Below are 25115 nucleotides of genomic sequence, written 5' to 3' on the forward strand. Positions count from 1 at the left end.
AATTAAGTAACAACTCTTTTACTGTTTTTATAAGTTCTTCACTTGTTTAAACCAAGTTTCCTGGCGCTGTTGAAAAATTAAAGTAACAACCTCTGATGGAGTCTCAATAGCCGGAAGATCATATACAAAAAAACAATGTTTTTTTAGATTCATATAATCAAAAAAGATAGAAGAATAATCCGTAAATCAAGAGAGATCTTTAACAAAATCTTTATATTTTCCTAAATTAAATTGTTTTGAAATAATGCATTTTTAGAAGAATAATCATAGAGTCCCAAGTTTCCTCTTCATTTCCTATAAATCAAATTGAAATTTAAATTTATACTGGCCAACTTTCTTAAATTCATTCTCCCTCCAAGTTGGTGCATATAAAATATTTTTTTTATATGCACCAATCCTAACTCTTGTTTTATCTTTTTGATTAATGATGCTTTATTTACAGAATAAATAATGTCATGTCGCGGATAACCAGTTTTCAAAATTTGTTTTTTGAATTAAAATGCCCTTTTAAAAATCTCAGTGGAGTATGATTTGGGGAAATTAAATAATTCCATTTGCTGGCTTCCTGCACAAAATTCTGTTTATACTTTTCAGTTGTGGTTCCGTCTTAAATTGCTCGGGGATTGTAGCTAAACTGTTTTCCAAGAATAGCTTTCAAATAAAATTAATTTATTGTTTCTCTCGGCAGAAGAGCAAATATCTTAAACAGAACTGAATAAGTCCTAACTATTAAACTTCTGCATTTGGTTATAATAAAAGATTTCGTCATTAACTCCTTAAAGAGTGAAGATTTATATTTGCGCAAACAAGAAAAAAAGAAGCAACTGAATTTATTTTTCAAGCCTCTTTTAATTAGTGCATCTATAAACTAGCCATGTCTTTTTTGCTTTGGATAGTTGAGATGCCTTCTGTTTTTAAAAACAAATTTCCCTTTCCATTCATCACCGATGACGAATGTATCTATATTGTACTTTTTAATATCAGATATTTTTTGTTCCCAGTTTTTTTTCGGGAATGACTTCATTAACAAAATCGATTGTTTCCAAAATGAATTTCCCATGTTCATAAGAATAGTATAATTTTTTTGTTTTTGCAGATTGAATTCAATCTGTAAACAATCCTACGATTAAGAAATCACCCTGATTTTTCCCTCTTCCCAGCAACTTCATATGTCCGTAGTGAAATAAATCTAATATTCGTACGTTATCACTTCCTTCATTAGATAACATCACCTTCCAACCGTTTTCAACTGAGAGTACCAGAAAAAAACCAAAAACCTAACAGATTTTTTATCATTTTGACATATTTCTTACGAACCATTAATAATGAACAATAATAGCATAAGTTCCTATAAAAGTTAAGGCTCTTTAAAAATGTCAATCATCAGCATTTTTTGGTATCTACGTTATGTATAAATTTTTCAGGCCTAATGTCTCATTCATACTCATTATAACAAGTTTTCTTTTTGGGAATAATCGATTCTTTTGTCGCATTTTTGAGTAAAACGATTCTCTTTCTGCTGCATCGTTTATTTTGTAAGCCCTCCTCATATTAATTCATCGTCAAAACGTGAAGGAATTGTAATGTGAATGTTAAAAGTCCCAAAAAATTTTTGTGAGTAAAATGTCTTCAGGCAAAGAGACTTTAATCAAACTATACGAATGAGACGTGTTTTTTATAGACATCTAGATGAAAAGGAGGGTTGATACAATACAAAAGGAAACCCATTCATCAATTAGATAAAGGAAAAACCGAACTTCTTGAAAAAGTGAAAAATGCTTCTAATCTGGCTGACAGTCACTAATATCCGATTGAAGGAGACTAAAGGACTCGGACGCACTGTCTGGTGCTCGTGCAACTTTATCCGATATGAGCCGTTTGCTTGCTTGGAAACGATATTGTTCAGGTAGAAACACTAGGATTGCGATAATTAATGGGTGAAAACAAGTGAAGGCCGCCGTTACCAGGTGATAAACTTCGTTGAGAAACCGCCAAAAGGCACAGCACCTTCTAACCTTGCCATCTTAGGCCGTTACGTATTCACACCTGAGATCATCATGTACTTAGAGGAGCAGCAGGTTGGCGCAGGTGGAGAAATTCAGCTGACAGACGCCATCCAAAAGCTGAATGATATTGAGTGTTTGCTTACGATTTTGAAGGCAAACGCTATGATGTTGGTGAAAAGCTTGGTTTTATCACACCAACTCTTGAATTTGCGATGCAAGATAAAGAACTCCGCGGACAGCTCGTTCCATTCATGGAAAACTTATTAAACAAAGAAGAAATCTAAACATAAAAGGCTATTGGACATCCATCCAATAGCCTTTTTATTATTTCGACATCAAGGTCAGCGTATGCTCTTCATTATCAACTGCAAAGATCTGATTTGCTGTATTCACAAGAAAACGATTCTTGCTGCTGTCATACAATACATCTCCATCACTTAATGATAATGACGCTGGAGTAACGGGAGAAATGTTGTGAAAGATAAGCTGTGAAGCTTTATTATCTTCCAATACATAGCTGATCTTTTCATAATCAAAATCCAAAGTCTTTCTGCCGTCAGCTGTTTCTCCTTCTGTAAAGCCGTTCAGTTTCGATTGAATACCGTCACTGCTGTCTCCGAGGAACTTTAGGAAGTATTCATAGGAAGCTGCTGCGTTTTGCTGGACATGGGGTGTAAAAGCAGAAGCCGGCAATTCCGCCTTCTTCACATCAGTCGCAACAGCATTCTGCTTCACAAAATAAGAATGTCCGTGAAACTTAACCTTTGCTGCTTGTTTGCCTTTTGCGCTTACCGTCACTGCAGTACCAAAAGGCAGTGTAACACCGGCCTTCTTTTTCAGATCTAGGTCTTTATAGACTGTCACTTCTTCATCAGCTATAAAGCCTTTTTTATTCATTGCAGTTAGGCTTTCCTCCATCTTGCCCTTTGCATCGCTATGATGATTCTTGACTTCATTCTGCGGAATTGCGCCAAACGAGGCAATCGTTCGAAGCGGGGCATCAAAGAACATCGTGCCCGCAACAAAAACTAACAAGATAGATAAAATCGCAATTTGTACTGCGTTGGCCAGTGATTTTGGCTTTTTCTTCTTTTTGCGGAAACGGGCAAAAGCTTCAGGATCTTCTTTCTTGCGCTCTTCCGTCTGCTCTTTTTTATATGTTTCTTTTTCTTTTTTCGAGAGCTTATTAAACCAGTCAATAAATGCTTTGTACTCTTTCACAACGGTTTTTGTATCATCAAACATCCGAAGTTCGCCGTAATGCATCCAAGCAACGCGGTCACACATTTTCTCAATCTGGCCGATGGAATGGCTGACAAAGAAAATGGTTTTGCCTTGTTTTTTAAACTCATTAATTCTGTCTACACATTTCTGGTAAAACGTTTGGTCTCCTACGGAGAGCGCTTCATCAATAATTAAAATATCCGGATCAATATGAACGGAAATCGCGAAACCGAGACGCGATTTCATCCCGCTGGAATAGTTTTTAACCGGCTGATTAATAAAATCGCCAATCTCCGCAAATTCAACGATACTGTCATACATGTCATCAATTTCTTTGTTTGTTAGACCCATCATCAAACACTTGAGCCGGACGTTGTCCCGGCCCGTTAATTGATTATTTAAACCGGCCGCAATCGCAATCAGCGACGGCTGGCCGTTCATTTCAATTTCACCGCTGGTCGGCGGAATAATTTTAGCCAGCAGGTTAGACATGGTCGATTTCCCCGACCCGTTTATCCCTACAAAGCCGATTGTTTCTCCCTCATACACGTCAAAGGAGACATTCCGCACAGCAAAAAAACCATTATCCTTAGCCGGAAAAAACAATCCTTTAATCTTGTCCGATTGTTTTTTATACAAATGATACTGCTTTGAAACATTTCGAAACGAAACTTTTAGTTTCATCGTACAATCTCCTTACGTATTAAAGAAAGTCAACAAACTTGTCTCTGAATTTCATGTGCAAGATAGAACCTACTGTTAATAAAAGAAAAGTGAACAACCAGAAATACAGCGTGTATTTTATGTCTTGGAAGAACCATTGGCCGTCTAAGAAGCTGTTCCGGAAACCCTCAATAATATAGAAAAGCGGATTCAGCTTCAAAACAGGTAATAATTCGGGATGATTCTGACCGAGTTTCGAATTAATATCCCAAAAAATTGGTAACAAGAAAAACAAAAGCCTTGTTACAGCTTGAAGTAAAAACTGATAATCCCTTACCAGCACGCTGATTGTTGAATTAAACAAACTAAAAGAAAACATAAAGGCAATCAAGCAAATAAAGTAGTAAATATATTGTAACCAATGCAAACTTGGATATATTCCGTTAACTAACAGTACAATGATAAAAACCACCATCATAATAAAATAGCTAAATAAGTTGGAAGCAATGGCGACTGAAGGCAGAGAACTAATCGGAAAATTCATTTTAGCTACCATCTTAATCCGCTTAAATACACTATTTGAGCCATCTAGTATAGTTGGACTGATGAAAAACCAGGGAATTAATCCTGCCAGCATCCAAACAATGAAAGGCACTTCACCGGCTGCGGTCGCAACAGGCCCCCCTTTTCTAATTCCCATGCCAAATACAAACCAGTAGGCAAGCATTTGGATAAGCGGGTTTAAAAACTGCCAAAGAACACCCAAGTAATTCATTTGATATTTAGATTTCGTTTCATAAGCCGCCAATCTTAAAATTAAAGGAAATGACGTTATTTGCTCTCTCAGTATTCGCAATAAATCATTCATTTTTTATCTTCCTTAGACTTAGTTGATTTTTGGAAATCTTTCTGTTTAAGAAATTGAAAGCACCGCTGATAATTGTAACAGATCCTGCATTTTTTTTCACTTCTCAATAAGTGTCAAAAAGCTGCCGAGACTTCGACAGCTTTCAGATCTTAAAAAATACCAGTATTTACTCTGCTCTAAATACAGTATTTACTACTTTTTCAGATGAACGTCCTGATTCTAAGTAACAGAACTTATCATAGAAAGGTCCGAATGAAATTGGTAATTCGTAATCAGGTGATGCAATTTCCTTAATAGCCTCAATGGTTTCTTCAGTTGTTTTCACTAATGGACCCGGTGCATCCTTTTCAAAATCAAAGTAGAAACCTCTCAGCTTATCACGATAAGTTTCAATATCAGGTACAAAGAAAAGCATTGGCCGTTTTAAATTTGCATAATCAAAGAATACAGAAGAATAATCAGTAATTAGCAAATCAGAAATCATATACAATTCACGAATATCCTCATAAGCAGAAAAATCAAACGCAAAACCTTCATAAGGCCCCAAATCAAAATTCTCAGCTACAAGATAATGCATTCTTAAAATAACGATATATTCATTTCCTAGTTCTTGTCTTAGCTGATTCAAATCTAAATCAAGGTCAAATTTATAGCGTCCTTTTGCATAGAATTGATCATCTCTCCATGTAGGGGCATATAAAATTACTTTTTTATCACTTGGAATGTCCAATCTGCTTTTAATCGCTGATATTGTTTCTTCATTATTATCATTATGAAGGAAATCATTTCTTGGATAACCAGACTCAATCATCGTTTTGTTAAACTGAAATGCCCGGGCAAAAATTTCAGATGAATATGCATTAGGGGAAACTAAATAGTCCCAATTAGAAGCTTCCCTTATAAAATTCCTCTTATATTTCTTTGTATTTGTTCCAGGCATATGCACTTCTTCCATATCCATTGCCAATCTTTTCAACGGCGTTCCATGCCATGTTTGTACATATGTCGTGTGTTCAGGTTTTGGAATCCATAATGGAAGCCTGCTGTTAACAATCCAGTACTCCGCCCTCGCCATAGCAAAAAGCCATTTTATCGAAAGTCGGTTGATATAAGGAATTTTCTTTTCATCAAATGGAGCTGAATATTGTTTGTTTACACTCCAGTACATTTTGTACTCAGGATGGTTTTCCCGCATATATTCATAAATTGCTCTCGGACTACAACTGTATTGTTTTCCGTTAAAACTTTCAAAAATAATTGTTTTTCGTTTAACGGGCATCTTGCTGGCCATCATAAATAGTGATTTGTAAGTTTTAGTGATGAACCTGTTTCTCAACTTTGTTAGTTTTTTGATTTTTGATACAAACCGTTTCTTTTTGCCTTTAACAAAGTACTTAATCCTTGTGTTCATGCTATAGTCGTTGACTCTGATGCATACAGTTTGTTTCTTTTTCTTCTTGAAAATCTCATAACGAATCGGCCCGTTTTCCGATTTCACAACGGTCACTAAACCTTTTAGTTTATTTTTCCGGTCCCCTAAAACCAAAGCAGTGCTGTTAAACACATTTTCCGTTTTTTCTTCATCAGTACATACATACTCCATAAATAAACGGTAAACAAAACGTTTTTCGATGGAGAAAGGAATTTCTTTTAAAGGAACTTTCACTTCAAAATGATATAATTGCGGCATAAAACCGTCTTCTCTGATTTGGTCAATCCCTTGCATTTTTCTTTCAAGCTGCAATGGAAACTTTTCCTCAACCGGCGTTTCTCCGCCCTTTTTCATGATAAGATTCATGTCTTTTATTTGATATTGATTTTCAGAACTCAGATAACCCGCATAACCCTTTAGGGTAATTTCTTCAGAATTAATCCCTATGTCGTCAAACCTTACAATTTTGGCTTCCCTTTTTACCTTTACTGAAAAATTGCCTTTATCAGTTTTATATGGTAAAACTAAAAGTTCGGTTGTTTGATCAATATGAAATGCAAGCTCAACCGTATCTACTTCAGCAGAAAGACGCTTTTCTTGCGGCTCTGTATCTTCGTTTTTTTCGCCAAATACTACATAAAAGTCATACGTTTGGCCCATTTCAAGCGGCATAGGCAAAAGATGAACATCAATATCTGCTTTGTACTCCAATAAATCAGTATTTTGAAGCATAAATTCAGCTTCTGTACCTGAACGTCTCTCTTTTAACTTTAAAAATAATTCTTGATTCTCTAAAAGTTGTTGTTCAGTATCAATAACAATCGACAATTCCAGTTTACCTAATCTGTTTTTCAAGCTTTTCAAAATACATTTAATCACAGTATTTTCACTCATTACTATTGTCTGCTCCTCTGTATAAAAGCTCTTACCTTACTGCTTCCTTATATAAGGTTCACAATAACAGCACTGCATCCTTTAAGGGTATTAACCTTCTTTCAGCTCCGTTAATTTCCAAGAGAAATTACCTTTTACTGTTGTATAGGGTTCTATGCAATAACCAAGATCCGTCATCACATGATTCCTGTCAAACTTTATTTCTTCACTCGAAACCCTGCGCATGATTTTTATATGATTAGTTCCAATAAAACGAATATAAAAATCAATGACCTGAGTTTTGTTAGCTGCTATTTTTTCAATATTAATATTTTTTTTCAGGTCAATTCTAAAATGACTGTCATTTAGTAAGGGAATATTAATAATCTCAGCCTTGTTCTTTCTGTCCAAGCCCACTAAGCTTATTTGTTTAACTAAGTCTTCCTGAGTGTGAGGGTCAAGTTCAAGTTCAACCTTATCCTGATCCTTAGTATATGAACTGATTGGCAGCTCTTTTTTCCCTATCTTTTTAAAGAGCATTGCTTTTTCTTCACGAACCTCAATCATTCGGTTCAATGCATAACCCCAATTTCCAATATAGTTGGATCTTGAATATTTCTCAGCCATTTTAAAAGCTTGTTCTGAGAATTCCTGATGAGTTTTTTCATCTCTCATTAAAGCGATGATGCCCTCAGCCAGTTTTTCTATATTATACTGCTCAATGACATATCCATTGACACCGTCAGTTACAAGACTCCTTGCTCCATAATCATAATCATACGTTACAACAGGACACCCATTGCTTAGCGCCTCCATATTTGAGAGACCGAATCCTTCAAAGTGGGAGGTTGATATCGTAAGCCACGCTTTCTGAAACTCCAAGTCCGGATTATTTGTATAACCTTTCAAAAAGACGTTATTCTGAAGTTTATGCTCTTCAATCTCTTTTTTTATTTTTTCAAAATCTTCACCAGATCCGAATATATCTAGTTTAGCTTCGGGAATTTCTTTCACTACTAAGCTAAAAGCTTTTACTGCATGTGTTAGATTCTTCATTGATGCGAGTCTTGAAATAATGACAGCTTTGTATTTTTCACTCGGCACATTCAATACATTAGGATTAAGCGGCTTATCAATTGTATGCGGAGTAAAGAAAAACGTCTCTTGATCTCCTGAGATTAATCTGAAATCGTCTATTTGCTCTTCAGTTATAAAAAAGATGGCATCCAGATTATACATTTGACTGAATACCTCTTTGTAACGGCCTTTAATTTGGTATTTATGATTGCCGTAATGTTTATTATGAATGATAGCTCCATAATAAGCAGAAGGTGATTTCTTCACTTTGAAAACATGCTTATCCTGAGGCCGGCTATCAACTAGGAACAGCTTCGGTACATCGTTTTCATTTTGTAAATAATCTATCCAAAATTGACGCAGTTCCGATTCGTCTTTAACTTTTTTCTCGCCCTCTAAAGAATACCAAGTGAAATGTGAGAATTGAATATCCTTCTCTTCACTGTTCCATACATAGTGCTTGTCTAAATAAACTTGATTTTTATTATTGACATATTCCTGCAAAAACATATTATTTAATTGCTCATCATAATGAGTAACAAGTGCTAGACCGCCGTTTTTTGTATATTCTTCTCGCTTTATAAGCTGACTTTTGTCATTCCAATAATCAACATAACGGATTGTCTTACCGTCAGCATAATAAGTTACAGAAATTTCACTGTTTCTTTTGCCAAATAGCCTCGATACAGTTTTGGCGAATTTCCCCATACCTACTTGTTTTTTTATCTGTTCCAGCCCTAATTTTTCCTCATATGATCTTTTCCCATTTGTTTTCACACTTAAGAAATCATCATACAGATTTATAACGCTAGTATATTTTTCATCGATCTTACCGTTTTTATACAAATCCTGCTTTTTAGAAGCCAATTCAAGATCAAAGCGAAACGTTAAAAAAAATGTTTTTCTGTTACATTCTTCTCCAAATAATTTTGAGCGCAATAACAGTGACTTTGTCAGACCTCCGTAATTACTCGGCAGGCCGCCAGAAATAAAATAATAATTCATGTCAGGTATTTTTTGTTTTATATTAAATTCACTCACCGCATGTAAAGACATTTCTTACTCCCTTCGGCTCCTAGAATGTATGGTCATTGAAATTGATATCTTTCCCGGATACATTTGTATAAAAATCAATGTAAGCATCAAAAAGTACTTCTTATTTCAATAAGAAGTACTTTTTTAGATATTAAGCCAATGATATCAGGACCCCAAATTATATACCAGCAATTTCCTCTTTAATCTTTGTTGTAGAGATGCCTTCAGTTCGAGGAAGGTAGATAACCTCACACTGATCTTTAAGGAAGTCGAATTTACCTTCCCAGTCATCCCCCATAACAAAAACATCTATATTATGATCAATAATATCCTGCTTTTTTTGTTCCCAGCTTTTTTCAGGAATCACTTCATCAACATACCGAATAGTTTCTAAAATTAATTTACGGTGCTCGTAGCTATGATAAGCCTTTTTTTGCTTTTGTAAGTTAAATTCATCCGTTGAAATAGCAACAACTAAATAATCACCAAGTTGCTTTGCACGTTCAAGCAATTTAATATGACCCCAATGCAATAAATCAAAAGTTCCGTAAGTGATGACTTTCTTCATTTAGAGAAACTCTCCTTCCTAATGTTAAAAAACAATATTAAAAACACTACCGTCGTTAGCGATTGAATTCTAAATACCCTGGGCAACTATTTTGTTTACATTCCTTATATCGACATATTTCTCGTATGTCTTCACTGATCACTAATTATAGCATACAGCCCACAAAAGGTTAAGTGCTCATGCAGAGAAAAACAATCCAAAATATGTAAACGAACTAAAACTCCCTTGGTAGCAAGGATTATCGTTCATTTGTTCATCCAATTGTAAAAATGGAAACATATTTAAATTTAATGTAAAGATAATGTTAAGCGATTGTTCGGGTTTTATGTTAAAATATACGGTAGGTTATTTTGTTTTTTTTATCTCTTGGGATTTTAGCTATATAAGTAGATTTTATTAAGGGAAGGAGGATCCGGACATGCAAACTGAAACTATTCATTATATTTCTTATGTAAACAGCGACCTCACATCCTTCATGAACCACCTTGAACAACATTATATTGATCAGGAAATCGGGGCATTTATTTCTACGGTAAATCCCGAAATAGGATATGCGGCTATTAAAGATAGAGATTACTTTAATGTATTGTCCTCTTCAAACTTTATTTTGCCTGATGGCATTGGAGTAGTCATGATGTCCCGATTGACTAACAGCAGACTTCACTCCCGAATCGCAGGATTCGACGTGTTTAAAGAGTTGCTCGGCATTGCTAACAAAAAGAAAAAACGTATATTTCTATACGGTGCGAAGAAAAATGTTATAGAGAATGTCGTATCCAAAATTTCTTCTGAATATCCAAATATACAAATCACGGGCTATTCAGATGGATATGTCCAAGACAGAGCCAAAGTAGCAAAACAAATTGCAAATGCAAAGCCAGATATGGTATTCGTAGCATTAGGATACCCTCATCAGGAAAATTTCATTCATAACTACAGACATTTATTCCCTCAGGCTGTTTCAATAGGACTCGGCGGAAGCTTTGATGTGTTTAGCGGCAATGTCAAACGGGCTCCTTCCTGGATGATTCGTTTAAATTTGGAATGGCTTTATCGTTTAGTGACAAATCCATGGCGCTGGAAAAGAATGCTCAGCATTCCAAAATACGCTTTAGCTGTTTTAAAGGAAGAAAAAACCGGAAAGACTTTTTATCCGAAACCTGAAAAAGATCATACAAAACAGTTATAAACGAAAATATATAAACAAGTGGATTGATAAAAATGAAAATAAGATCATTATTGGCGAATTGCTATCTGTATTTGTTATCAGCAATCGCCTTTTTTCTGCAATGGGTTAAACCAAGGAATAATGTAACACTTCTTATCTCGTTTGAAGCAAACGCAAAAGCAATCTTGGAGGAATATGAACAAAAACAGTACCCATTCACATTAAGCATTTTATATACACAGCAGGCATCCTCTATAGCTGAGCGATTTTCTCAGATCCAAGCATATTCTTTAAAAGAAAAAAGTCCTATTCATCTTTTTAGAGCCGTTTATCTCATGTTTAGCAGTAAAGTCGTTCTTACAGATAATTACTTCTTGTTAACAAGCGTGCTAAATAAACGGCCTCAAACCAAGTGTATCCAAGTCTGGCACGCAAACGGCTCTTTAAAAAAATTTGGTTTAGAGGATATAACAAATCTGCAACGAACACAAATTGATTTGAAAAGGTTCAAAAAGGTATACAGGTCTTTTGATTATATAACCGTTGGCTCTGAAGAAATGGCAGATATCTTTAAGAAATCTTTTGGAGTAAAGGATCATCAATTATTAAGAACAGGTGTGCCTTTAACTGATCCATATTACACTGATAGCAAAAAGAAGAATGCTGATTTTCAAAAAAACAAAAAGAAAATCATTCTCTACGCACCGACTTTTAGAGATTATGATATGAACGCAATACAATTGCCTTTAACCGAAGAGCAACTCATTCATCAGTTAAACGGAGAATATGTTTTATACGTTAAACTGCATCCCGCAGTTCAAAACAATATAGCCTTTACCTCTTCTAGTCATTATATTAAAAATGTTTCAGATTACTCTTTGTATGATTTGCTCATAACGGCAGACATATTAATCACTGACTACTCTTCCGTTCCATTTGAATATTCTATTTTAAATAAGCCGATTCTTTTCTACACATATGATTTTAAGAAATATAATGAAGAACGTGGGTTGATTGATAATTATCTTTCAGTCATACCGGGAAGAGCCTGTTATGACAGTCAGTCATTGCTGAATGAAATCCTCAGAGCTTCCTTTAATATTCCCGCAATTAAAGATTTTTCAGCAAAGTGGAATATGTATTCTAGAGGAAACTCCAGTAAGAACCTATTACAATTTATAAAAGATCAAATATAATACATTTGTTTAACACTTGTTCAAAAACAGAACAAGTGTTCTTTTTTATCTTGACTTCCGAACATGTGTTTGCTTTAATATAAATAGTTGCTTCTGGTGGCAGCAAAAATTGATAGAGGTGATGAACATATGGCCCAAAAAGAACTGTTTAATTTCACAAAAATAACTCCTAAATTATTTACTGAACTTCGTGTTGCTGACAAAACGGTCCTTCAATCATTTAATTTCGACGAAAAAAATCATCAAATTTATACGACACAAGTGGCAACCGGGATGGGAGGCGGAAGCCCTCAAAGCTTTCGGATAACCCGTCTTTCTTTTGAGGGATTGCAATTAGACAGCATGCTATTGAAACATGGAGGACACGGTACAAATATCGGGATTGAAAACCGAAACGGCACCATTTATATCTGGTCACTATACGATAGACCGAATGAAACAGATAAAAGTGATTTAGTTTGTTTTCCATATAAAGCTGGTGCTACTTTAGACGAAAATTCCAAGGAACTTCAGCGCTTCTCTAATCTCCCTTTAAATCATAGGGTTACACCTGCACTTGATATGAAAAATAGACAGCTGGCGCTCAGACAATATGACACAGTCAATAATAAACAATGGGTTACAGTCTTTAACCTGGACGATGCAATAGCAAATAAAAATAACCCTCTATATACGATAAACATTCCTGAAGAACTTCATTACTTACAAGGGTTCTTTTTAGATGACGGCTATTTATATTGGTATACAGGAGATACTAACAGCAAAACGTATCCCAACCTCATTACTGTGTTCGATACTTCCGGTAAGATTTTGTTACAGAAAGAAATTACTGTTGGCAGTGACCTTTCTTATCGATATGAAAATAATTTCCGTGAACCTGAAGGGATTTGCATGTACACTGCTCCCGAAACTGGAGCAAAATCTCTGATGGTAGGAATCACCAGCGGTAAGGAAGGCAGTAGAATAAGCAGAATTTATGCGTACCACTCTTATGAAAATTTTATGAATCACGTACCTATCATTCGGACTCCTTTATTAAAAACGGTCGGTCATCAAGAAAAATCACCAGAGAGATTCCAACCTTTTATTCAAACATTCATATTAGAATATAATGCCCAAAATAAAAAATGGGTGGTTCCAGCTTCAGGTTATTTACCATCATACACATCAAATGTAGTCCAAAATATTACTATCAATACAGAGGGAAACCTCCAAGTTAATTTAAATGAACGCTATATCAGTTTACTCCATCAAGCAATAGAGGGAGATTTTCGTTTAAAACAGAAGGATATCCGCATGGGGTCTTGGTATTTTGCCGGCGGTGAAAAATCAAATGTTCTTGAGATAGGTTTTATCAAAGGAAACACAAAAATTAGACCTGATGATGCTGCCATTCCAAATGGTTCAAGAATGAGCGTATTTATGATTGTTGCTGACAAGATTGAAGTATGAAATTAAAAATAGGCTGAAGCATACATACAGAGCTTCAGCCTATTTTAGAAAAAATAAAAAGATAACAAATAGAGATTGCATACCGATTCATAAGTTTTTCAGTTGCTATTTATTGATACTCCGGAACATCATAATACAGTGTGTACCCATCCAGTAATGAATACAGGCTATACATGCGGTTTACTTGTTTGTACGCCCAGCCGATATCTGTTGCGTATTGGTGTGCAGCTGTGGCTGACCATCTCATCTTGTATAGCGTGTCTTGATTGTAGGCTGTGTTATGAATGTAGGATGAGCCTATGAACTTGGCGCCCCCGATAATGGCGGCTTCTGGTGTGAACCAGCCTTGCTCGTATGCGTATTTGGCACCGTAGTAGTTCGGGTTGCTATCGTATGCGCCGATTCCGTACATGTTATAAACGGTTCTTCCGTTATAGGTTAAACCATTGGCCAAATCGGATGTTCCGTTGCCTGTTTCAAGGAGAGCGTGTGAGATTAAATATAGCTCGTTGATGCTGTACTTAGTTGCGGCATCGATAAATGCCTTTGCTTTCCCTGTCAGTATGCCTTTGCCCGCAAGCACTTTCTGATTGACTTCGGCAACGCTGAGGCCGGCTGTCTGTGACAGCTTAAGAAATTGGAAGTAGTATTTGCTGTCCTTGGAAAAGTTGTTCGGGTCAACGTATTGTCCTACTTCATCGCTGCTAGCGTTTCTCCACCCCATATTGATTTTAGCCCACCCGTTTGTCTGGCCGATGATTTTCACTTTATCGCCTTTTTTTAATTGGCCGATGACGTTCGTCGGACTGACTGCCGGCGTTGACCGGATGTTGAGTACATCAGCTGTAACCGTTGAGGTTGCTGTATTGATATACGTGAGTGATACGTAAGCTGCACCGTCGGTTTGCGGGCTGACTTTCATTTGTTTTTGAACCATATCACGAAGCGAGAGATTATAATTCGTTTTCATGATTTGCGGACCGTTCTTTATTTTTACAGTGGATGATGTCCATCCATATAATTGTTTCAGCTTCGCTGATCCCGCTGAAGCTGCGCTATTGCCTGTGAATTGCTCGTTAAGGCTAATTTTATAAAGCGTGTTGCTTTTGGTCGTGTAGTTCGCGCTTAACTGTAGAGCTTTAAAATAGTTCAGTCCATTGTTTAATGCTGTTTTGCTGCTGAGCTGAGATGTCAGGATTTTGTATTGTGTATATGCTGTCGCGCCTGTTTTCACAGCTGTGCCAGAGGCGTTATTTTTTTTGAAAAAAGCAAGTACACGATCGATGTCCTCTTGGCTAATGATCGCCTCAGTGGTGATTTGATATTTACTTCCTGCTGTCTGACCCGTTTTTTTTGCTTGCGGCTGAAATCTGATTCGATTTAAAGAACGTGATGGCTTCATTGACTTTAGCCGCTTCCAGCAGAGATTCAGTTGTAATTTTAAACGTGTTGGCAGTTTGTTTTTTTACTGTTTTTGCTGCAGCACTTAGCTTATTTTTCTTTAAAACGTTCAAACCTTTTGTAACTTTTGCTTGGTCTGTTGTTTCTTCAGAAATGAGCTGATATTGGTTTTCGGCTTTTTTTCCATTCGCTTTTTTCGTTGCCTTTACTTTTTTCTGTGTGAAGAAGGCCGCAGCTTTGTTGGCCTGCTGCTCACCTAAAATCTGTGCAGTCGTAATTTGATAGGCAGATGACGTTGCCGTTTTTTTCACGGCAGATGACGTGTAATGCCATTTTTTCTTTTTGAAGAATGCGTCGACCTTTTGAAGCTGCTGTTTTGTCAAATTCTTCATGTTTACCGTATATGATGTGCTTCTGCCGACCTTTTGATAATATCCGGACACCCCAGTGTTTTTCTTGATTTGGCTGATGGCATCCTTCACTGTATTCAGCCCTTTGAAATAAGCCGATTGGACATTGTATACGTCTGCTGTTGTTTTTTGATTGATTGACTTGTAGCTTCCCGTAATTCCGGTACTTTGTTTCAGCTGCTGTAACAAAGTCTTGGCGTTTGCTTCACCTGATATAGAGGCTGTTGTAAACGTGTAATAGGCTTGGCCTTTCGCTGTTTCTTTTAATGATGCCTTCAGTCCTGATTCTTTTTGGAATGCGTTTTTGACTTGGGCAGCCTTGCTGTCTCCGATAATAGCGCCTGATTGAATGCTTGTTACAGACACTTCATGTGTAACAGGCTGGTACGTGCTTTTTATCCCCGTTTTCTTTGTCAGGCCTTGGATAAGCTCCTTGACCTTCGTCTTTTCTGCTATTTCCGAGGTAACCACGTTCATGTAAAACTGGGCTGTGCCGGACATCTTCACAGCGCCGGATACCCCTGTTTCCTGCTTAAGCTTGGCCAGCAGGGTGTTGGCCTGTTTTTCACTTGATATTGCGCCGGATGTGATGGTCATATACGGCTGTTTGCTGCCGACTGGACTGGATGTGCCTGTAATGGCTGTCTGTTTTGTCAGTCCGCTCAGCACGGTTTTAGCTTGTGCTTCGCTATGTATGCCTGTAGCGGTAATTTGGTAGGTTGCTGTTGTGCCTGAAGCCTGATAGGAGGCATCCCAGCCTGTGTCTTTTTCCAATTTGGCGGCGGCCTGAGAGGCTTGGCTTTCTGTGCTGAATGTTTTTGCCGGCTCCACCTTATAAATCGAGTAGTCCGTATACGCTGCAGCCTGTGCAGAGCCGGTTATGGTAAAAAAGGCAAGGGACGCGGCGGACAGAAGCATCGGTGCGATTAATCTCTTTTTCATTCCTTCTCCTCTTTCTTATTCAATGAGTATATAAAACTAGTTTATTTATCGGCACGCGTATGCTCTATTTATAGGTCAATCCATTCCATTTTTGAAAAATAAAAAACTTAATCTCTAAGTGAGATTAAGTTTACATGTGTGACACAATCAATGTGCATGTGCCTTTAATTGTGAAGTCGGACATATTGTAAGGCAAAATAAAGTGATCGCCTTTTTTAAGCGGGCATGTTTCTTTTCCATACGTAAGCGAACCGCTTCCTTCTATTACACTGCATATCAAGAAGCTCTCATCCTGCGAAAGCTCAGCCTCTCCATTAATGTCCCATTTATAGACGGAAAAGTATTCCCCTTGGACAAACGTTTTAATTGTTATTCCTTTTCTTGATTCGGTTGATTCGTCTATATATCCGTCCACATGGGGAACGGTCGCCGCGTTAATGGCTTTTGCAAAATGAAGCTCCCTTGGCTTGCCGCTTAGTTCGAGACGGTCATAGTCGCAAACCCGATATGTGGCATCTGAATTTTGCTGGGTCTCTAACACAAGCGTTCCTTTGCATAAAGCGTGTATCGTACCGCTCGGCACATAATAGAAATCACCCGGCTTAATCTTGATTCTTCGCAGCAGGCCTTCCCAGTCACCGCTGTTAATCATTGTGACAAGTTCAGTTTTTGAGCGGGCCGTATGTCCGTAAATGATCTCTGCATTTTCTTTGCAGTCAATAATATACCAGCACTCCGTCTTGCCGAGTTCTCCCTGTTCGTTCTCTCCAGCGTAATAATCATCGGGATGGACTTTAATTGACGTATCTTCTTTTACGTCCAGCAGCTTCGTCAGTAACGGGAACCGGCCTCCCTCCACGCCTCCGAACAATTCCCGGTGCTCATCCCAAAGCTCGGTCAATGTCTTTCCTTTATACGGGCCATTCGCAACAGTGCTCGGTCCTTTTGGATGAGCGGAAATGGCCCAGCACTCCCCTGTTGTTTCTGATGGAATGTCATACCCGAAGACATCGCGTAAAGCGGTGCCGCCCCAGATTCTTTCTTTAAACACTGGCTTGAAAAAAATCGGTGATTGCGTCATGATCCGTACCCCTCCCCTTTAAATGGCTGATCATTATTTTCCCGATGCGTGCCCCTTACAAACGCCCCTATGTCTGTCTGCTTTTCAATGACAACATATGTACAAAGCATTATGTATCAATGATCCCTTTTTTGAGAAAACGCTTCCTTTTTATTATATCACTTTCAAAAGAAGGTTTGTTTCAGCCTTTTCCTTATGAAGAATAATTCTCCTTTTTTGATACAAATTAAGAAAAACCGTCAATATGTTTTTATAAAGGAGAGAAACTATGCAAATCGACTCTGATCTCCAGCACAATATAGAAACACTGAAAAAAAAATTGGGGCAAAACGACGATATCGTGTTTTATACGTTTTCTTTCGGAGACAGCAGACAGAAGGCTTGCCTGCTGTATATTGACGGTTTGACAGAAAATAAGCTTCTGGCGCAATACGTCATTTCTCCTTTACAAAAAGAATCATTAGCTCAAAAAGAAGGCTTGATTGAAGATTTATCCGCTTTCTTTTTCGGCTATCATCACAGCGTTGTTTCTACAATAAAAGAAATACAGCAGCTCATTTTTACCGGACATACCATTTTGCTGGCCGACGGTTACAGCGCGGGGCTGGCATTTGACACGAAAACGTTAATGACGCGCAACCTTGAAGAGCCTTCCTCAGAAATCGTGGAACGCGGGCCGAAGATTGGCTTTATTGAAAAATTGCGGACAAACACGGCGCTTTTGCGAGAGCGGACAAGTGACCCTAATCTCGTCATAAAAGAAATGACAATAGGCAAAAGGACGAAAAAAAAGATAGCTGTCGCTTATATTCAGGATATTGCACCTGATTATGTCATAAAAGAAGTGTTTAAACGGCTGAAAGCCATCACGACAGATGATTTGCCGGAATCAGGCACACTTGAACAGCTCATTGAAGATGAACCCTTTTCAATCTTTCCCACGATTTTAAGCACAGAACGGCCTGATCGTGTAGAAAGCTCATTGTTAGAAGGAAGAGTCTCCATATTAGTAGATGGTACACCATTTGCATTGATTGTACCGGCAACGGTGGATGAATTTATTCATTCACCGGATGATTACAGCCAGCGCTGGATTACAATGTCTCTTATTCGTTTGCTTCGTTATTCAAGCATCCTGATTACCATTTATTTGCCCGGCTTATATATTTCTCTCGTTTCCTTCCACACCGGTCTTTTGCCGACGAGAATGGCCATTTCGATTGCGGGCAGCAGGCTGAATGTACCCTTTCCGCCTTTTGTCGAAGCCTTTATTATGATATTTACGATAGAACTGATCAGGGAAGCCGGTTTAAGATTGCCAAAACCGATCGGGCAGACGATTGGGCTTATTGGAGGCGTTGTCATTGGACAGGCAGCCGTACAGGCGCAAATCGTCAGCGCACTGATGGTCATAGTTGTATCAATTACCGCATTGGCATCATTCACCGTTCCTTCATACGCCTTTAACTTTCCGCTGCGGATTATTCGCATCGCGGGTATGATAAGTGCCGCGATACTTGGCATGTATGGCGTCATCATGGTCTTTCTGTTTGTGATCGGCCACTTGATGCGACTGAAAAGTTTTGGCCAAGATTACATTATTCCCATAATGGCACAGCCCGGACAAGATTTAAAGGACACTGTGATTCGCATCCCTACCCTATTTTTAAAAAGGAGACCTACCCGTAAAGACACAAAAGATAAAATCAGACAAAGGTGATGGCTATGATGCAATCAGAGGACAAGCTTACATTTATGCAGACGCTTATTATGGTAAGCAGTACAATGATCGGTGCCGGTGTCTTAACCCTTCCCCGCTCAGCCGCTGAAACCGAAAGTCCGAGCGGATGGATTATGATCCTGCTTCAGGGCGTTATTTTTATCATTTATGCTCTGTTATTTTTGCCTTTTCTTCAACGAAACAGCGGAAAAACGATTTTTGAGCTCAACAGCATTGCAGCCGGAAAATTGATCGGTTTCTTTTTGAATTTATTTATTACCCTTTATTTTATCGGTATCGTATGCTTTCAAGCCCGGGTCTTGGGAGAGGTTGTCGCATTCTTTCTATTAAAAAACACGCCGATGGCGGTTGTCGTCATTATTTTTCTGGCGGTTGCCATCTATCATGTGGCCGGAGGCGTTTACCCCATTGCGAAGGTATATGCGTATATCTTTCCTATTACTATTATTATTTTTCTGATGCTTCTGATGTTTAGCTTTCGTTTGTTTCAGTTAGATTTTATCCGACCCGTTTTTGAAGGCGGTTATCAAAGCTTTTTCTCTTTATTTCCTAAAACCCTTTTATATTTTTCAGGATTTGAAGTCATTTTGTATCTCATTCCCTTTATGAAAGATCCGAAGAAGGTTAAAAAAGCTGTCGCTTTAGGCATTGCAACCTCAACTGTTTTCTACAGCATTACTTTGTTTATTGTCATTGGCTGTATGAGTGTGGCTGAAGCTAAAACAGTGACGTGGCCGACCATTTCACTCATCCACGCATTAGAAATCCCAGGGATTTTTATTGAACGATTTGATCTGTTTTTACAATTGACTTGGACAGCTCAGCAATTTGCATGTATGCTCGGCTCCTTTAAAGGCGCGCATATCGGATTAACAGATGTCTTTCACCTAAAAAATAAAAACAATCCGTGGCTGCTTGCTGCACTGCTGGCTGTTACATTTTTCTTCACAATGCTTCCTGACGATCTGAATGCCGTGTTTTATTACGGTTCACTTCTCGGATATGCATTTTTAGGTGTCATTATCATACCATTTCTCATCTGGTTTTTGAGCTGGGTACAGAAGAAGCTGGGGAGGGGTCAGCTGCAATGAAGACAATTATAAAGCTTGCAGCAATGGTTCTGATGCTGCAGCTGCTCTGCGGATGCTGGGATGTCAAAAATATTGAAAAACTGTCTTTCGCCAGAGGACTTGCTATCGATGAAACTGATGACCATCAGTATAAATTAACCTATCAAAACCTTCTTCCCCAAAGTGAAGACAGCCAATCATCAGGAAAACCGGAATTTGTCAATGTGACCTCCCGCGGGAAAACCATTCTCGAAGCGGTCAGTGATGTATCCATCAAGGACCCTCCTATCTATAGCGATCATTTGAAAGTGATTCTTTTGGGAGAAAAGCTAATGAAAAATCAAAATATCGATCAATTGTTCAACCATTTTATCCGGGATGATGAGCTGAGGAGAAGCAGCTATTTGATGGCAGCCAGAGGGGAAGCTGGAGACATTTTCACGGAAGGAAGTCCAAAGCAGCAGCTGCCGATGCCTTCCGAAAAGCTGATTGATCTGACAAACAACAGCGGATATAACGGGAAAATTATGATACCGCTTCGGATCGGAAGAGCTTCTATCTATTGCCAAAACGGCTACAGTTTTCTCATTCAAGCCGTGAAAAACCAAAAGGGAAAAGCAAAGTATGACGGGGCTGGCATTATTAAAAGCGGCAGCAATAAACTCGTCGGATTTCTTTCAGCGGATGAAACACAAGCGCTGACATGGGTAATGGGGACGATCCAAGGCGGCGTCATGCCGGCGGAAGAAAAAGGATCTCCGATTACATTTGAGATTAAGAAGTCCAAATCAAAAATCAAACCTGCCATTCAGAATGGAAAGCCTGTCTTTCATATTTCTGTCAAAACAACAGGCATTCTGACAGAAGATCAAAGTCCAAGAGAAAATTCTTTTAGCGAGAGTTATTTGCGTAAGCTGGAAAACATTTTTGAGAAAAAGCTGAAACACGATATCAAGCAGATTATGGATCAGCTGCAGCATACGTATAAAGCAGACCCTATCTTTTTATCTGACTACGTTCGGATTCAATACCCGGATTACTGGAATAAAGTAAAAGGGCATTGGGATGAAACGTTCACTGAGGCAGAGTTCACATACGATATTTCGTTCAAAATCATTAATTTTGGAACGGTTGGAAGGTAAGCAGCAAAAAGGGTGCGCCTGTTGGCAGCACCCTTTTGAATATGATTTACGTTCCCGCTGTCTGCTGTTTACCTGCCGGTCCTCCCTGACCGTTTTTATCGCGCAAATCCTGCTCGATTTCTTCAAGGCTTTTTCCTTTCGTCTCTGTTACTTTAAACCGGACAAATAGAAACGCCATAATGCCGATCGCAGCATAAATCAGGAATAAATAGCTGATGCCGATCGCTTCCATTAAAATTGGATAGGTTAGTGAAACAATCAAAGTTCCAGCGTGCAGCATCAAGGTGGAGACCCCAGTCCCGATGCCTCTCACATGAAGCGGAAATAGTTCAGGAAGCATCACCCAGACAACCGGGCCCCAGCTGACGGCAAACACAACGATAAACACGCCTAAGCAAATGACTGTCGTCCATGATGCGGCCAGGGTGTTATCGAAAAAGAGATTCACCATAGCCAGGACGATCAAGCTGATCACCATGCCTGCATTCCCGAATAACAGCAGCGGCTTTCTGCCGATTTTATCAATGATTTTAATGGCGAGAAGAGTCATAAGAACATTCACTGTTCCGATTCCGACCGTTCCTAAAATAGAGGCGGAGTTTCCGAACCCGACGTTTGTAAAGGTCTTCGGCGCATAATAAATGATTGTGTTCGTACCGATAAATTGCTGCAGAAACGCCAGTCCCAATCCGGCAATCAGCGCCGGGCGCACCCACGGATCGAACAGCTCCTTCAGACCGCCTTCGTCCTCTTTTTCCGCTTCTTTAATATCATGGATTTCCTGATCAATATCCTTTGTTCCCCGCAATCTTTGAAGAACTTTCTTCGCTTTGCCCTCTTCACCATTTGTAAACAGCCAGCGCGGGCTCTCAGGCATAAACAAAATACCAATGAGCAGGAGCAATGATGGTACGGCAGCCAATCCAAGCATCCAGCGCCACGCTTCCGCATCGGCAAATATGTAATTGACGATATAGGAAAGCAGGATGCCGACCGTAATCATCAGCTGGTTGAGGGACGACAGCGCACCCCGTTTCTCTTTTGGCGCCAGCTCAGACAAATACAGCGGCACGATCGTTGTCGATGTTCCGACTGCCAGTCCCAGAATGATTCTAAAGAGCACCATCACTCCTGTATTTGGCGCAAGCGCAACTCCCAATCCGCCTATACAAAACAGCAGCGCGGCAGCCATAATCGCTTTTTTCCTGCCAAAACGGTCCGTCAGCTTGCCAGCCGCTCCGGAACCGAGTATCGCTCCGATTAATAAAGAGCTGACAACAAGTCCCTCTGTAAAGGCGTTGAGGCCTAAATCCTTTTTCATAAATAAAATGGCTCCCGAAATGACGCCGGTATCATAGCCGTATAAAGCGCCACCAAGAGCGCCGAAAAAATAAAGCCATATATTTGACTGCTTCTTCATAGAAATGACTCCCTTTCTCCAATCAGTGATCCAATGGTACTGTCCACGGAGTTTTTTAGAAATCTTTTAGCCTATTTTTCCGGCAAATAAACCTATGCAGACGTACAGACATCTAATATCCATTAATTTACTGGCGTTTTTTTCAACTGCACCGAAACATTTTTTTCCCCAGTGGCGTCCAATAGAAGGTGATTCAGCACATCATCAATATCATTTTTCACGTGTTAGAACTTATAAATATAGGAATTTTTATCGAAAAATGTCTTTTTAAGAGTTGTCCTATAGCAAAATGAATGGTACTCTTCAAATATTAAAGAAATGAGAGGTATGGATATGGAAGAACGATCACAGCGTAAAAAGAAAAAGAGACGTCTGAGAAAATGGGTCAAATTATTAATTGGTTTCGTTGTTATTTTAATGATTGCAGCAGGTTCTATCGGTACCTACGCTTATGTAAAGTTAAACAATGCATCAAAACAAGCGCATATCGATCTAAATGATAATGGTCAATCGGTTAAACGTATCAAAGAATTTGACCCCAAGAAAGATTCATTTACTGTATTACTTCTAGGTATTGATTCAAGAAACTCAAAAGGTGAGACGGTTGACGATGCTCGAAGTGATGCTAATGTTTTAGTTACTTTTAATCGAAAAAATAAAACAGCAACGATGCTAAGTATTCCAAGGGATTCTTATGTCAACATTCCCGGTTATGGTTATGATAAATTTACACATGCCCACGCATATGGAGGGGTAAAACTCTCAGCAAAAACCGTTGAAAACCTTCTAGATATTCCAGTTGACTATGTTATAGAAAGTAATTTTGATGCTTTTAAAGACGTCGTCGATGAATTAAATGGAGTTAGTATAGATGTGAAGAGCGAAAAAATCGCTAATCAAATTAAAAAAGACACAAAAGGAAAAGTTGTGTTAAAAACTGGCGTTCAAACTCTAAACGGTGAAGAAGCGCTTGCATATGTAAGGACACGTAAAGCTGATACTGATTTCCAACGAGGACAAAGACAGATGGAAGTCTTAAATGCTATAATAAAAAAATCTAGATCATTAAGCTCTATTCCAGCATATGATGATATTGTTGATAGTTTAGGGAAAAATTTAAAGATGAATTTATCTCTACATGATGCAATCGGTTTGTTTCCTTTTATAACCTCTTTAAAATCAGTTGATACTGAACAGCTTACAGGATCAGATATTTATCTCTACAGCTCTCGAGAGCGTAAAAAACTTTATTATTTACAACTTGATAATGAAAAGTTAGAAGAAATAAAAACCGAATTAAAGAATGACATAAATGACTGATTTTAACGGAATGGACTTTACCATTCCGTTTTTTTTACTCATATTGTTGAAAAATAGGATCGTAAGGTTTAGCCTTGTCCTATATGGTTTATGTTTCGTATGAAAGCTGAACATACTACACGAAGCAGCTTCATTATTAAGGAGGTTTCCCCTACATATGAAATTAATAGCAATTGATTTAGACGGTACATTGCTGAATAAGGAAAGCATCATTTCTAATGAAAACAGAGCGGCTATCAAGCGGGCGCTTGATGCGGGTATCCTCGTTACCATTTGCACAGGAAGAGCAACGTTTGATGTTAAAGCGCTGCTGGAAGGCTTGGATATCCCTATCATCGCGGCAAATGGCGGAACGGTTCATGACAAAGGCTATAGCCTGATCAGCCGGACATTAATGGATCAAGAGGCCGGCAAAGCGATTGCTGATTACCTGCTCTCAAAAAATATTTACTTCGAGGTCTATACAGATGACCATCTGCTTTCTCCTTTTGACGGCGAATCTAAGCTTCAAGCAGAGCTTGACATTTTAAGGAGCGCCAATCCAGATGAAAACATGGATGAATTGTGGAAAGGAGCCATGACCCAGTTCAAGCAGTTCGGCATCAAACCGATCCCGCATATCGAATCGATTTTCGACGGCAGCGAAAACATTTACAAGCTCCTTTGCTTCTCCTTTGATATGGAAAAACTGAGACATGCGAAGGAAGAACTGAAGCATCATAAAAAACTGGCGCAAACCTCTTCCGGAAAGCACATTATCGAAATTCTTCCAGCCTCTTCCGGCAAAGGGCGCGCGCTGACTGAGCTTGCCGGCAAATACGGAATTGAGACGCAAGATATCTATGCGATTGGTGACAGTCCGAATGATTTATCCATGTTCGAAGTGGCGGGACACCGAATCGCCATGGAAAATGCGATTGATGAACTGAAAGAAAAAAGCACTTACGTGACGAAAAGCAATGATGAAAATGGCGTGGCCCACTTTATAGACCAGCTTCTATCCGGCCAATATGCATAAAGAAAAGA

At 38.6% G+C, this 25115-nt stretch carries 17 protein-coding genes and 4 pseudogenes; 9 read left to right on the forward strand and 12 right to left on the reverse strand.

All coding sequences use genetic code 11. The annotated features are described in order from the left end of the window. Positions 1-27 precede the first annotated feature (27 nt). The 4 genes and pseudogenes from AU387_RS21905 to AU387_RS21015 all read right to left on the reverse strand — a co-directional run bounded on the left by AU387_RS21905 (position 28) and on the right by AU387_RS21015 (position 1219). Positions 28-153 carry a hypothetical protein gene (locus AU387_RS21905; protein ID WP_232460823.1) on the reverse strand — a complete coding sequence of 42 codons (126 nt, stop codon included), beginning with the start codon at positions 151-153 and terminating at the stop codon, positions 28-30. Positions 154-294: 141 nt separating this feature from the next. Continuing rightward, complete coding sequence (locus tag AU387_RS22280) at positions 295-429, reverse strand: CDP-glycerol glycerophosphotransferase family protein (protein ID WP_332455485.1); 135 nt, start codon at positions 427-429, stop codon at positions 295-297. Further along, positions 429-479: pseudogene (locus tag AU387_RS22285) on the reverse strand (hypothetical protein); the annotation flags it as partial. The gene AU387_RS22280 and the pseudogene AU387_RS22285, both read right to left, overlap by 1 nt. Positions 480-861: 382 nt before the next feature. Beyond that, positions 862-1219: pseudogene (locus AU387_RS21015) on the reverse strand (adenylyltransferase/cytidyltransferase family protein). Positions 1220-1738: 519 nt separating this feature from the next. Between AU387_RS21015 and AU387_RS04855 the strand changes: the two are divergent. Continuing rightward, positions 1739-2290, forward strand: a pseudogene (locus AU387_RS04855) (sugar phosphate nucleotidyltransferase); the annotation flags it as partial. A gap of 40 nt (positions 2291-2330) precedes the next feature. Here AU387_RS04855 and tagH read toward each other — a convergent pair. The 5 genes from tagH to tagD all read right to left on the reverse strand — a co-directional run bounded on the left by tagH (position 2331) and on the right by tagD (position 9746). Then, a complete protein-coding gene (tagH, locus tag AU387_RS04860; protein WP_059335062.1) occupies positions 2331-3914 on the reverse strand; it encodes a teichoic acids export ABC transporter ATP-binding subunit TagH in 1584 nt (527 codons plus the stop codon). Positions 3915-3933: 19 nt separating this feature from the next. Further along, positions 3934-4761, reverse strand: coding sequence for a teichoic acids export ABC transporter permease subunit TagG (tagG, locus tag AU387_RS04865; protein ID WP_044159528.1), 828 nt, complete (start codon positions 4759-4761; stop codon positions 3934-3936). Positions 4762-4927: 166 nt separating this feature from the next. Then, complete coding sequence (gene tagF, locus AU387_RS04870) at positions 4928-7087, reverse strand: teichoic acid poly(glycerol phosphate) polymerase (RefSeq protein ID WP_059335064.1); 2160 nt, start codon at positions 7085-7087, stop codon at positions 4928-4930. 90 nt (positions 7088-7177) lie between these two features. Further along, positions 7178-9199 (reverse strand): alpha-glucosyltransferase N-terminal domain-containing protein, encoded by a 2022-nt coding sequence (locus AU387_RS04875; protein WP_059335065.1) that lies wholly within the window; start codon positions 9197-9199, stop codon positions 7178-7180. Between the two features lie 157 nt (positions 9200-9356). Continuing rightward, positions 9357-9746 (reverse strand): glycerol-3-phosphate cytidylyltransferase, encoded by a 390-nt coding sequence (gene tagD, locus AU387_RS04880; protein WP_010332101.1) that lies wholly within the window; start codon positions 9744-9746, stop codon positions 9357-9359. A 418-nt stretch (positions 9747-10164) separates the two neighbouring features. Between tagD and AU387_RS04885 the strand changes: the two genes are divergently transcribed. From AU387_RS04885 to AU387_RS04895, 3 genes are all read left to right on the forward strand, one after another. Further along, on the forward strand, positions 10165-10935 hold the full coding sequence (locus AU387_RS04885) for a WecB/TagA/CpsF family glycosyltransferase (protein ID WP_059335067.1): 771 nt from the start codon (positions 10165-10167) through the stop codon (positions 10933-10935). 32 nt (positions 10936-10967) lie between these two features. Continuing rightward, the gene (locus tag AU387_RS04890; protein ID WP_059335069.1) at positions 10968-12110 is read left to right on the forward strand and encodes a CDP-glycerol glycerophosphotransferase family protein; all 1143 of its coding nucleotides are present in this window, start codon (positions 10968-10970) and stop codon (positions 12108-12110) included. A gap of 129 nt (positions 12111-12239) precedes the next feature. Then, positions 12240-13562 carry a phage baseplate protein gene (locus AU387_RS04895; RefSeq protein WP_059335071.1) on the forward strand — a complete coding sequence of 441 codons (1323 nt, stop codon included), beginning with the start codon at positions 12240-12242 and terminating at the stop codon, positions 13560-13562. A gap of 109 nt (positions 13563-13671) precedes the next feature. On the opposite strand, the pseudogene AU387_RS04900 reads toward AU387_RS04895, so the two are convergent. Continuing rightward, a pseudogene (locus tag AU387_RS04900) lies at positions 13672-16315 on the reverse strand (glucosaminidase domain-containing protein). 130 nt (positions 16316-16445) lie between these two features. Next, positions 16446-17396, reverse strand: coding sequence for a mannose-6-phosphate isomerase, class I (manA, locus tag AU387_RS04905; RefSeq protein WP_059335073.1), 951 nt, complete (start codon positions 17394-17396; stop codon positions 16446-16448). A 268-nt stretch (positions 17397-17664) separates the two neighbouring features. On the opposite strand from manA, the gene gerBA reads away from it, so the two are divergent. From gerBA to gerBC, 3 genes are read left to right on the forward strand one after another with little or no spacing between them, the layout of a single operon-like run. Next, a complete protein-coding gene (gene gerBA, locus AU387_RS04910; protein ID WP_059292412.1) occupies positions 17665-19116 on the forward strand; it encodes a spore germination protein GerBA in 1452 nt (483 codons plus the stop codon). Positions 19117-19121: 5 nt separating this feature from the next. Further along, positions 19122-20228: a spore germination protein GerBB gene (gerBB, locus tag AU387_RS04915; RefSeq protein ID WP_059335074.1), complete on the forward strand. Its 1107-nt coding sequence runs from the start codon at positions 19122-19124 to the stop codon at positions 20226-20228. Then, a complete protein-coding gene (gerBC, locus tag AU387_RS04920) occupies positions 20225-21349 on the forward strand; it encodes a spore germination protein GerBC (RefSeq protein WP_044159561.1) in 1125 nt (374 codons plus the stop codon). Before gerBB ends, gerBC begins: the two co-directional genes overlap by 4 nt. Positions 21350-21395: 46 nt before the next feature. Here the strand turns inward: gerBC and AU387_RS04925 are convergent, their stop codons facing one another. After that, the gene (locus AU387_RS04925) at positions 21396-22769 is read right to left on the reverse strand and encodes a sugar porter family MFS transporter (RefSeq protein ID WP_059335076.1); all 1374 of its coding nucleotides are present in this window, start codon (positions 22767-22769) and stop codon (positions 21396-21398) included. 333 nt (positions 22770-23102) lie between these two features. On the opposite strand from AU387_RS04925, the gene AU387_RS04930 reads away from it, so the two are divergent. Both AU387_RS04930 and AU387_RS04935 read left to right on the forward strand, forming a co-directional pair. Beyond that, positions 23103-24089, forward strand: coding sequence for an LCP family protein (locus tag AU387_RS04930; protein WP_059335078.1), 987 nt, complete (start codon positions 23103-23105; stop codon positions 24087-24089). Between the two features lie 157 nt (positions 24090-24246). Continuing rightward, positions 24247-25107 (forward strand): Cof-type HAD-IIB family hydrolase, encoded by an 861-nt coding sequence (locus AU387_RS04935; RefSeq protein WP_044159568.1) that lies wholly within the window; start codon positions 24247-24249, stop codon positions 25105-25107. Positions 25108-25115: the final 8 nt, after the last annotated feature.

It is taken from the genome of Bacillus halotolerans, from assembly GCF_001517105.1.
Lineage (GTDB): Bacteria > Bacillota > Bacilli > Bacillales > Bacillaceae > Bacillus > Bacillus halotolerans.

Excerpts from the sequence above, each read along its gene's own strand:
- AU387_RS21905 (WP_232460823.1), bottom strand. The coding sequence starts at position 153 with ATGAATCTAAAAAAACATTGTTTTTTTGTATATGATCTTCCGGCTATT.
- tagH (WP_059335062.1), bottom strand. The coding sequence starts at position 3,914 with ATGAAACTAAAAGTTTCGTTTCGAAATGTTTCAAAGCAGTATCATTTG.
- tagG (WP_044159528.1), bottom strand. The coding sequence starts at position 4,761 with ATGAATGATTTATTGCGAATACTGAGAGAGCAAATAACGTCATTTCCT.
- tagF (WP_059335064.1), bottom strand. The coding sequence starts at position 7,087 with ATGAGTGAAAATACTGTGATTAAATGTATTTTGAAAAGCTTGAAAAAC.
- AU387_RS04875 (WP_059335065.1), bottom strand. The coding sequence starts at position 9,199 with ATGTCTTTACATGCGGTGAGTGAATTTAATATAAAACAAAAAATACCT.
- tagD (WP_010332101.1), bottom strand. The coding sequence starts at position 9,746 with ATGAAGAAAGTCATCACTTACGGAACTTTTGATTTATTGCATTGGGGT.
- AU387_RS04885 (WP_059335067.1), top strand. The coding sequence starts at position 10,165 with ATGCAAACTGAAACTATTCATTATATTTCTTATGTAAACAGCGACCTC.
- AU387_RS04890 (WP_059335069.1), top strand. The coding sequence starts at position 10,968 with ATGAAAATAAGATCATTATTGGCGAATTGCTATCTGTATTTGTTATCA.
- AU387_RS04895 (WP_059335071.1), top strand. The coding sequence starts at position 12,240 with ATGGCCCAAAAAGAACTGTTTAATTTCACAAAAATAACTCCTAAATTA.
- manA (WP_059335073.1), bottom strand. The coding sequence starts at position 17,396 with ATGACGCAATCACCGATTTTTTTCAAGCCAGTGTTTAAAGAAAGAATC.
- gerBA (WP_059292412.1), top strand. The coding sequence starts at position 17,665 with ATGCAAATCGACTCTGATCTCCAGCACAATATAGAAACACTGAAAAAA.
- gerBB (WP_059335074.1), top strand. The coding sequence starts at position 19,122 with ATGATGCAATCAGAGGACAAGCTTACATTTATGCAGACGCTTATTATG.
- gerBC (WP_044159561.1), top strand. The coding sequence starts at position 20,225 with ATGAAGACAATTATAAAGCTTGCAGCAATGGTTCTGATGCTGCAGCTG.
- AU387_RS04925 (WP_059335076.1), bottom strand. The coding sequence starts at position 22,769 with ATGAAGAAGCAGTCAAATATATGGCTTTATTTTTTCGGCGCTCTTGGT.
- AU387_RS04930 (WP_059335078.1), top strand. The coding sequence starts at position 23,103 with ATGGAAGAACGATCACAGCGTAAAAAGAAAAAGAGACGTCTGAGAAAA.
- AU387_RS04935 (WP_044159568.1), top strand. The coding sequence starts at position 24,247 with ATGAAATTAATAGCAATTGATTTAGACGGTACATTGCTGAATAAGGAA.